Raw genomic sequence first — 9685 nt, 5'->3', positions numbered from 1 at the left:
TCGGAACAACTGTCGCATGTATGTGCGGGGTCTCTTCATCAGCATGAAGTGTGGCTGCCACCACGTTTGCCTTGCCAAAGGTGGTATAAAGCCACTGCATCGTACTATTGCACCACTCCTCTAAGCGTCCATCGCTTTCAAGTTGGAGCATATCTTCGTGTGATCCCGATAGGATGAAACGAAGTGCTTTAACTTGATTGTCCGCAACCTTTCGGTAGATACCAGCCGTTGCTATGCGATGTGCAATAGCTTCTGTACGGTTGGTGACATTTGCGGGGAATTGCACCAAGTCTCGATTGAGGTGCGTGCGAGAGGCATCGACATTGTTCGGCACGAATGTACGCTCTATGTGGGCACTCATTGCCGAGTCGTTGCCCCGAGCCTTGTCTATGTGTAATACTGCGTAGCCCATAAGTTGAATATAGCTTTAGGGGGTATCCAAAGGGGCTGCTTCCCCTTGGCTCAGGAGGGCTTTTTTAGCGGTAACGGAGTGGAGCGTGAAGAAAATGCCCTAATGAGCTATGGCATTTCTCCAAATGCCCGCTCCGCCCTGTCCCGCAGCCTGCCCTTGAAGTGCTTGCATTCTCTGAATGCACTGAGTCTTTGTTTCTAAGTTTGCCCCAGCAAACTTGCAACTCCAAGGGAGTGCCATAACTCTTGAAACAAAGGCTCACATCTATACGCTTTACAGCTCTAGTCTCTTCGAATACCCGATTGTTCCGTTGTTGAAATTTCTCTCTTTTGCGTTATCGTCTAAGCCCCCTTTTTCGAGGGACTATTTTCTGTTTCTGCGCTTCTCGTTGTGCTACAAGAAACTCGTTGAGGTCTTTGTGTCGGGCATAGTGCCTGCTCATATCCTCTACGGTCACACCTGATGATTGGATAGTAAGGAGTGCTTGCCGTCCTACTGGGTCATTATCGAGGAACGCTCGAACGGAGTCAATGTCTTGCTCTTGGAGATAGGCGATGGCTCGTGAAATGTTGCTGACCGAGTTCAATACAAGGCAAGGCGCCGTTTCTTTTCCGTTTATCGTAAGAAGGGAAAGGAAATCCATAAAGCCTTCAAAGATGCAGAGAGGGGCTGTGTCCTCTCCTCCTGCAATGACAGATATATCCTTTGGCGCAATAGTTCCCTTGAATGCGTTGTCATCCCGAAGCTCATATCCTCCAGAACGATTGGGAAATCCGATGGCGGAGTATTCTCGTCCTCCTACCTCGTAGTGGATGTGACGGAGATATCCACTTGCCACTGCAAGATCTATCTTGCGAACCTCTCGAAGATAGCGTTGCAGATGTGAGGGCAATTCATCGCTGATGGAGAGGATATGCCTTCTATTATTTGCTCTCTGCTCATCTCTTCTGTGCTCTATGTGATCTTCACGATGAAAGGTAGAGGGTGCAACTATTGTCTCTCGCTTTCCAGCAAGATGCTTCATTGCTTCATAAGCACTACACCCTTGCATACGCATCACAAGGTCTATGATGCTTCCGCCTTGACCTGTGCCGTAGTCGTGACACAAGTTCTCCCGAAAGTCTACCTTCATACTAGCATTGAAGTCTTCTCGGTAAGGTGCATGATAAAGGGCATACCCATTGTACCGCTTGGCCGGTTCGATACCATAGGCAGTATGCAGATAGTCGGCTATTGGTATTGCCTTAAGGTGTTGTAGATTGTAATATTCGTTGTTCATTGCTATTGTCTTTGGATTTGGATTATTCGTATTCATTGTTCACGGATTCTTCGTATTCTTTGTTTGCAGTCTCATCGCATGTTCTATTTTCTCTTTTTGGAGTTTTCCCCTTTTTATCTTACTACGTTTCTACACTAGGATAAGTGATTGACAGTGAAAGAGAAAAGTGTAACACTTTGTCGGGGTTTATCCTACTACACCATCTGTCTACACCACTTGTCCTCTATTAAGCTGTAGAAGCGTAGAAGGATTGTAGTAACATCTGTCGTAAGATGAATGTCTTCTGTAATCCTTTCTCTTTCACTGTATTATCCTTAGTTGTAGTAACGTAGTAAGGAGAATAGGAAAGAAAAGAGAATGGGGTATTACAAAGGAAGTGCAATAACAGAGTGCTATGGTGGTTGCTCGGGGTAAATCTTACGGACGGCATAGACATATACGGGATTGCCATTTATCCTGCGACACTCCCTCGTATAGCCCGCCTTCCGCAGGGCTTCTCCCATCCGTTTGGGAGAGAGAGGTTGTCGGGTATAGCAGGAGAGATACCCTACAATCTCCGAATTGGTCATGTAGAAGCGTTTCGTAGCCATCTCAGCTTCCGAGGGAAATGTGAAGTAGCGGAGCAACAGCTCCATCTCTGCTGTATAGACTTGGAAGGCTTCACTGTTTCTATGCAACTCAACAATCTCTTCATCATTGAACCAATAGCGAAAGCCTTCATGCAGTAGTCGCTTGGCGTCACCGTAAACAGCATCCATCGGGATCGCTTTAGCACTGTCTATATCTATTGCCAATACTTCAAAGGGGAGGAAGCGCCTGCTCCCTGTAGGGTCTGTGAGGAAGTCGTTGCCATTGACCGAAGCCACGAAGCTTGCCAAGTGGGGGCGCTCCTCAATGTGCTTCTCGTAAGGCATACGGTACTTTACCTGCGGACAGGTAATCAGGTTCTTCAGTTCGTTTTCATCTCGCTTGTTGAGGGCTTTGAGCTGGTCATCAATGTTGATGATGAGATTTTGCCCGATAAGGCTCAGTACATCTTTCTCCTGCGGATATATCTTTCCTGTATAGCGGTAGTCGGATAGAGCTGGTGGGCAGAGCAGGTCTAGAAAGGTCGTTTTGAACTTGCCTTGCTCGCCTGTCAGCACAAGGCAGGTGTGATTGCGACACTGATTGTCGTCCATAGCATTGGCTACTACGGCCACGAGCCACTTGGTAAGGTATTCCTTCCACTTCTCAGAATTGTTTACTCGCACGCAGTCGGCAAGAGTTGTGATAGCATCCGCATTACCTTTCGTCAGCGGTAAGGCTCGGAAATAGTCTTGCACGGGATTGATACGTGGGGAGAAATCACTTTCAATAATGCAGTACAGATTATCTGTTGAGGTCTGTATGTTGACTTCCTTGTCCAAGACTCGTTTGAGGGTGTTGATACGATAGCGGTCTACGGGTGTGTAATCGCCCTCTCCTCGTAGACGATACTCGGCTCGGTGTAACACAGTGTTGTACCGAAACTGGTACTGAGCGGAAAGATACGCTTCTATTTGGTCGTTTTTGGAGGGGCTATCCTTTTCTTCTAGCTTCATTGTGCGGATTGCTTTGTATTACATTGTTTTGATGATTAGCTCCTTTTTGAGAGCTAAAGCCAAGTTAGAAGAGTTTTTTCGCAAGAAGCACAAGGACGATTTTCTTGCTTCAGAGTGCATCGCTTTTCTCAGGCACGGCACAACGAAAAGCCCCTTTTCGCAATCCAAATGGAGGAAAAGAGGCTCTATGAGTGTGCAAATAGCACTAACGAAAAGTGTGTCGTTTGCTATGGATCGCTTTGCTTTACTTCCATGGGTTGAAGTGATTACTTGAACTAGTGACGCAATGGAATAAAGTATGGACAATCTCAGAGAGTGTGCAAGAGCCACTCTTCCGAATGAGACTGTTGCAAAAGTCAACAGTCTCACAATCTTGCTTGCAAGATTGTCTTGACTTTGCAGAAAGGATGAAGCGCAAGGCGCTGAGGGTGAGGTCTGAAGGGAGCATACCTCCGTATGTGACCGAAGCCGAATCCCGAAAGCAACACAGCGATTCGCCTTTATGCAACAGTCTCCTAATATTTCCTCGTATATCCCGCTATCTCTGCGCTTAAAGGAATAATGGAAGAGCCTGCTTACTTTTGCGTCAGAAAGTAATAACAACGCAAATAACACAACAACAAAATGAGATTTACAGCCATTGACACCTCCGCTTGGGAGGAACTGAAAGAGTGCATCGAGGAGCTGACAAAGAGTTTCAATGAACATTTTGCACCACCAGCCCAATTCCCTGACTTATTACACAATGGGGATGTATACCGAATACTGAACATCAGTAAGCGAACATTGCAGCACTATCGGGACTCGTCTGTGCTGCCCTTTATCCAAATCGGACATAAATGCTATTACAAGCGTGAGGATGTGGAAGCTCTCCTCGCTAACTCTAACACTCGTAAAGGTTAATGACTATGGAGTACGAAACGATCAATAAAGAAACACCAGAGATGAAGCAACTCATCTCTGGCATTAAAGGTTTGACGAATCGAGTGAGAAGTATCGCTCAAACTCATCGTCCTCTTTTTGAAGGTGAAATCTATCTCACAGGACGGGAGGTTTGCGAAAAACTGTTCCTTTCCCCTCGAACCCTGCAAGACTATCGGGACAAAAACATTATCCCTTACACCCAAATCGCAGGGAAGATTCTCTATCGCCTCTCAGACATAAACAGAATACTGAGTGAGAACTATAGAAGATAAAAGCCCCCCCGATATAAATTCTTAGACGGAGCCAATCTCCACGTGGTATTGTCAAATCGTCTCGGGAGGGACAAAAACTGCGTAGAAATGAAACTTCGGAGGAAACGATTCTCGTCTATGTAAAGAATAAAAATAGCCACGTGAGAATTTACAACTTTCACGTAGCTATTGAGCAAAAGTCGCTCGATTGCAGTACGTTTGGTTTCGACCTTTCTCAGTGTACCATAATAGGGATTCGCTTTCCATTTATGATTCGTCATCCCTAGAAATTAGAAGGGAGCACGAAAACCGTATGTACGGTGGTGCGAGAAGTGGTAAATACAAGAGTAGGAGATAAACACCTATGGTTAGTGTTTACCTCCTACTCAATTTCAATTAGCCATCAGTTTAGAATCTAAAGCCGACTGATATAAAAGGTATTCCAGAGAATAGTCCTTGTCTCTGCTGTGAGCCAGCTTCTCCCACCAATAGCCCTCTCATTTGGAATTTGTAACCTAATCCAACGTAGGAAACGTTTCGGTAGGCGTAACGAAATTCGCTAGAGAAATTCAGCCCACATCCGTGCTGAGCCTTTAATAGAGCCTCATATTCAGAAGATGGGGCTTGCAGGTCTTTATTTGGAAAGAGATAAGTGTAGCCGATACTGAGACCTCCTACTACTTCCCATCCATTACCTCCTCCGTACTTATAGAAGAGCGATGGACCTACAAAAAGCATACTAGAGTAGGGATTTTTAAGCGAAAGTTTGTTAGCTGGCATATTGAAGCGAAAACTAGATAGTGACGCTTCAACGCCAACCCACGTCTGGGGCTTAATGCGCCCTAATACAGTCAAACCCACATCATACACCACAGGACTTACATATTGAGGCGTTAGAGAGGCACCGACACCAGCTCTTGCATTGACTTCAACTTTAGGGACGATCTGCTTCTGAGCAAAAGCTGTAACTACACTGCAAGGTAAGAGTAGAATGATCGTGATGTAGATGAATAGTCTTATTCTCCTCATATTCGTACTCTTTGCTAGTTGTTTGTTGTGCGTTTCCAGTAGAGTGCGCTGTTTGCGGAAATGCTCGTGGCATCTATTAATAATTGTTTATCCGCAGAAGGAAGGCTAGACTCTTTCACAATCTTGCTGATATCGATATTCAGCTGTTTGAGATCTTTGTCTTCCAAAGTAAGCTGATAGTTATTTATGCATGACGTTAAGATAAAGTTGACTTGATAGGAAGGTAAGTGTGTGATACTGGCTATTTCGTGTACAAGATCTTCGTATGTGTTTACATTGGGACGGTCGATGACCCCAATTAGATCTCTAACCTTAAAGTTCAAGGGGTTCTTTATATTAAAGTGAATGAGACAGGTGATCAATCCTTTATATCTCAAGTTCAGAATTTAATCAGCCAAGCTCAAAGTCAGCCTTCCAGAGCAGAAAATATTGCTCAAAAGGTTGCAGGATGGCTCTTCTATATTGCTGTTATTGTCGCGCTAATTGCTTTTGTAACATGGATGGTTATAGAAGATGTGCCAACGGCAGTTATATTTACTATTACTACATTAGTTATTGCTTGTCCTCACGCTTTGGGTCTAGCTATTCCATTGGTCACCGCTCGTAGCACAAGCTTAGGGGCAAGTCGTGGCTTACTAGTAAAAGACCGCCAAGCCTTAGAAATAGCTCAAGATGCAGATGTGATGATTTTAGATAAAACGGGTACTTTAACAACTGGTGAGTTTAAAGTATTAGACGTTGAACTTTTTAATAACAAATATAATAAAGAGGAAATCATTGCCTTACTGGCAGGTATTGAAGGAGGATCTAGCCACCCGATTGCTCAATCAATTATAAGCTTCGCTAAGCAGCAAGGTATAAGTCCAGTATCTTTTGATTCAATTGATGTGATTTCCGGTGCTGGCGTAGAAGGCAAAGCCAAGGGCCATAGTTACCAATTAATCAGCCAAAAAGCCTACGGACGTAATCTGGATATGGATATTCCAAAAGGAGCAACTCTCAGTGTCTTAGTAGAAAACGATGATGCTATTGGTGCTGTAGCTTTAGGGGATGAATTAAAACCAACGAGCAAAGAGTTAATTAAAGTTCTTAAAAAGAACAATATAGAGCCGATTATGGCAACAGGTGATAATGAAAAAGCAGCTCAAGGAGCGGCAGAAGACTTAGGGATTGAATATAGATCAAATCAGTCTCCACAAGACAAATATGAGTTAGTAAAAACACTTAAAGAAGAAGGAAAGAAAGTTATCATGGTAGGTGACGGTGTTAATGATGCCCCTTCTCTTGCCTTAGCAGACGTTGGAATAGCAGTCGGTGCAGGAACTCAAGTGGCGTTGGATTCAGCTGATGTCATCTTGACTCAATCTGATCCAGGAGATATTGAATCATTTATTGAATTAGCACACAAAACAACTCGTAAAATGAAACAAAATCTCTTTTGGGGAGCTGGTTATAACATTATAGCTATCCCTCTAGCTGCAGGAATTTTGGCTCCTATTGGTATCAAATTAAGCCCTGCATTAGGAGCAATCCTAATGTCTGTGTCAACAGTCATCGTCGCCATTAATGCTATTTTATTAAGTTTAGATCCAAAAAATAACGGTTAACAGACCGAATGATTGAAACTCCTTAAAGTATCAAGATACAATAGTTTTACAGGAAAAAAAGAGATGTAAGTACTGGCTCTTTGTAAAATCGTGTTGGTAGAAGTAGACGATTTTTCTACCAACACGATTTTTAATTTATTATAAAACTGATTTCTTTTAAAATCCTATAAGCCATTGATTTTATAAGTTTTATAGCTTGTTATTCTATTTTCTTGACATCAATACTACAGTCTCAACCCCTATGGTTATGGGGAACATATCCACGCTCGTAGATGGAAACATATCAAAGATTGGCTCTCGTTTGTAGGAACATATCGGCTGTAATTATTTCATTTTCAAGCCTTTATCGATAGCTTCCTGAATAATCTTATGACAACAAACTCCCAACGGATTGTTTTCTTTACAATTAGAATTTTTCATTGCCCCAGTGATGGCATTTACTTCTTTTACGGATTTCGCGCCATGCTTTACAACTGCTTCAATTACCTGATTTTCTGTGACTTCGCTACAATAACAAGCATACTTAGGATCTGCATCTTTCTTAAACCAGATAGGAACTCTAACTTGGTCTTTCAAGAATTTTATTTCATTATCTAAGTTATAGTAAACAACGTCGCAGTCCTCGTTCATGCAAATCTTATATTGATCTCCGTTAACAGCATTACGATAATCATCTACCACTAGATGTTCAACAGTTACTTTACTAACGGAAATCCCTTCATTATTACATACAGGACAATTGTCTTTAATTTGATCCGGCTTTTCTGTTTTGCATCCACAACAACATTCATTATTAATCTTCATATTCTTAGCCTCCATATTTTCATTATAATTTCTTTTTTAAACTAGGTAAAACCAATTTTGTAGAGTCCAACAGCAAATGCAAATTTATGGAAAGTTTTCGAAGAATTTGTATTTAGGGGTATCAAAATTTAATTTTTCTCTTGGTCTTCTGTTTATTTTCTTTTGTATTTCCATTATTTTTCGGTCAGAGAAATCGTTGAAGTTTGCCTTTTTTGGTATGTACCTTCTAATGAGTTTATTTGCGTTCTCTACAGCACCTTTCTGCCAGGAGGAGTAAGAATCGGTGAAGTAAACCACCACCGGATTTCTTCCATTCATGCTGAGCCGCCTTGTTATTTCCTCGTGTGCGGCAAACTCACATCCATTGTCAGTGGTAATGGTAAGCAGTGATTCCCTATATGGAAAGAGCAATTTTGCCACGGTCTTTGCCGTTGGTAACGCCTTCCGTCCCTGCGGCAGTCTTTCCATGAGAATGTAGTTAGTCGAGCGTTCCGTTAAGGTAACAATGGCATGACCGTACGAGTCGACGATAGTGTCCAGTTCCCAGTCTCCGAAGCGCGTGCCGTCAGCCTGCATTGGTCTCTGGTGTATGCTTATACGGTTAGGGATATTGGTAGCCTTCGTAGGACGCAACGCCTTGCTCCTCTTTGTGTATTTGAGCCTATGTGGCATATGTGAAGCAAGTTTTCCGGTGGTGTCTGCATGGACGTGGTTGTAGATGGTCTGCTTCACGATGTGAATACCCTCACGTCTGAGCACGCCTGCAATTTGGCTGGGAGACCAGTCCTCATCCTCTAACATGCGGTCAACACGCCACCATAAGTCCTCAGGCTTGCGGTGATTGCCTTTAAAGCCGTGCTTGCGGGCTTCGCACTTGGATTGTGCATACTTCCACACATACGTGCCGTCTGGCTTGGAGTTTCGCCTGATTTCACGGATGACCGTTGAGCAGGACACTTCGATTTCCCTTGCTATACGGGATTTGCTCCATTTCCTTTGAAGTCCAAGATAGATTTCGTATCTTTGTGCTTCGATTAGTTGATTTGACATAGTGTCGTTCCCTGAAAATGGTTGACTTATTTTCTGTCCACCAATACGGTCCGCCTTGCGTCTTTTATCCCGTCCGACAACTCTCATAATTCACCTGTTTGGATAGATTGATGTAAAGACACCTCAAACAGAAAGGACTTGCTCCACTAATACGGAGCAAGTCCTTTTATACCTCACGACTTTTTCCTAAATACTCATGCCGCCTCTTCTCAATGCGCAGATGCCGCTGAAAAGAGATTGAGAACGACTACTCCTGCAAGGATGAGTGTAATGCCGATGCCTGCCGCAAAATCGAATTTTTGCCCGAAAAATACAACGGAAATAATATTACCCAATACAATTCCCAGCCCAGCCCACACTGCATAGGAAATTCCTAACGGAATAGTTTTCAAGGACAACGAGAGGAAATAGAAACAAGCAATGTAAGCAAGGCAGGTCCCCACTACCGGTAGCGGCTTTGTGAAGCCATCAGAGAGTTTTATGCACACCGTTCCTGCTGTTTCTAAAATAATGGCAAGTGTAAGAAATAAGTAAGCCATAGTAAAAATAATAAAGTAAGAGCCGAGTGTACGCCGTCACCCTTCTGCGTTTTCGTCTGCAAAGGTACAATTTTTATTTGAGATTGCCGAAAAGCGCGCATTCCAATGTCAAGCGCACATTCCAGTGTCAAGTACAACACGGTTACAAATGTAGGAAAAAAACTTCATAGGGAGTTTTATAGCCTAGTTTTTCTCTTGATCAACTTA

At 43.2% G+C, this 9685-nt stretch carries 9 protein-coding genes and 1 pseudogene; 3 read left to right on the top strand and 7 right to left on the bottom strand.

All coding sequences use genetic code 11. The features are described 5' to 3' along the window. From mobV to HMPREF0645_RS09555, 3 genes are all read right to left on the bottom strand, one after another. Positions 1-412 (bottom strand): MobV family relaxase (gene mobV, locus HMPREF0645_RS09565; RefSeq protein WP_007174782.1); only part of this gene is annotated, 412 nt, incomplete at its 3' end. 334 nt (positions 413-746) lie between these two features. After that, positions 747-1691 carry a toprim domain-containing protein gene (locus HMPREF0645_RS09560; RefSeq protein ID WP_044123558.1) on the bottom strand — a complete coding sequence of 315 codons (945 nt, stop codon included), beginning with the start codon at positions 1689-1691 and terminating at the stop codon, positions 747-749. A gap of 392 nt (positions 1692-2083) precedes the next feature. Beyond that, a complete protein-coding gene (locus HMPREF0645_RS09555) occupies positions 2084-3274 on the bottom strand; it encodes a VapE domain-containing protein (protein ID WP_007174779.1) in 1191 nt (396 codons plus the stop codon). A 624-nt stretch (positions 3275-3898) separates the two neighbouring features. Between HMPREF0645_RS09555 and HMPREF0645_RS09545 the strand changes: the two genes are divergently transcribed. Both HMPREF0645_RS09545 and HMPREF0645_RS09540 read left to right on the top strand, forming a co-directional pair. Continuing rightward, complete coding sequence (locus tag HMPREF0645_RS09545; protein ID WP_007174777.1) at positions 3899-4177, top strand: helix-turn-helix domain-containing protein; 279 nt, start codon at positions 3899-3901, stop codon at positions 4175-4177. Positions 4178-4182: 5 nt separating this feature from the next. Next, positions 4183-4470, top strand: coding sequence for a helix-turn-helix domain-containing protein (locus HMPREF0645_RS09540; RefSeq protein ID WP_044123557.1), 288 nt, complete (start codon positions 4183-4185; stop codon positions 4468-4470). 387 nt (positions 4471-4857) lie between these two features. Here the strand turns inward: HMPREF0645_RS09540 and HMPREF0645_RS09535 are convergent, their stop codons facing one another. Next, entirely contained in the window at positions 4858-5478 is a 621-nt protein-coding gene (locus tag HMPREF0645_RS09535) for a hypothetical protein (protein ID WP_007174775.1), read from the bottom strand. A gap of 320 nt (positions 5479-5798) precedes the next feature. On the opposite strand from HMPREF0645_RS09535, the pseudogene HMPREF0645_RS09525 reads away from it, so the two are divergent. Next, positions 5799-7085: pseudogene (locus tag HMPREF0645_RS09525) on the top strand (copper-translocating P-type ATPase); the annotation flags it as partial. A 324-nt stretch (positions 7086-7409) separates the two neighbouring features. On the opposite strand, the gene HMPREF0645_RS09520 reads toward HMPREF0645_RS09525, so the two are convergent. The 3 genes from HMPREF0645_RS09520 to HMPREF0645_RS09510 form a co-directional block, all read right to left on the bottom strand. Then, positions 7410-7889: a Csac_0668 family 2Fe-2S cluster-binding (seleno)protein gene (locus HMPREF0645_RS09520; protein ID WP_000700631.1), complete on the bottom strand. Its 480-nt coding sequence runs from the start codon at positions 7887-7889 to the stop codon at positions 7410-7412. An 84-nt stretch (positions 7890-7973) separates the two neighbouring features. Then, entirely contained in the window at positions 7974-8939 is a 966-nt protein-coding gene (locus tag HMPREF0645_RS09515; RefSeq protein WP_044123555.1) for an IS30 family transposase, read from the bottom strand. A 209-nt stretch (positions 8940-9148) separates the two neighbouring features. Next, complete coding sequence (locus tag HMPREF0645_RS09510; RefSeq protein WP_007174771.1) at positions 9149-9478, bottom strand: DMT family transporter; 330 nt, start codon at positions 9476-9478, stop codon at positions 9149-9151. Positions 9479-9685 lie beyond the last annotated feature (207 nt).

Origin of the sequence: Hallella bergensis DSM 17361, assembly GCF_000160535.1 — a bacterium.
Taxonomy (GTDB): Bacteria; Bacteroidota; Bacteroidia; order Bacteroidales; family Bacteroidaceae; genus Prevotella; species Prevotella bergensis.
This window is presented reverse-complemented; position numbering and strand designations above follow the sequence as displayed.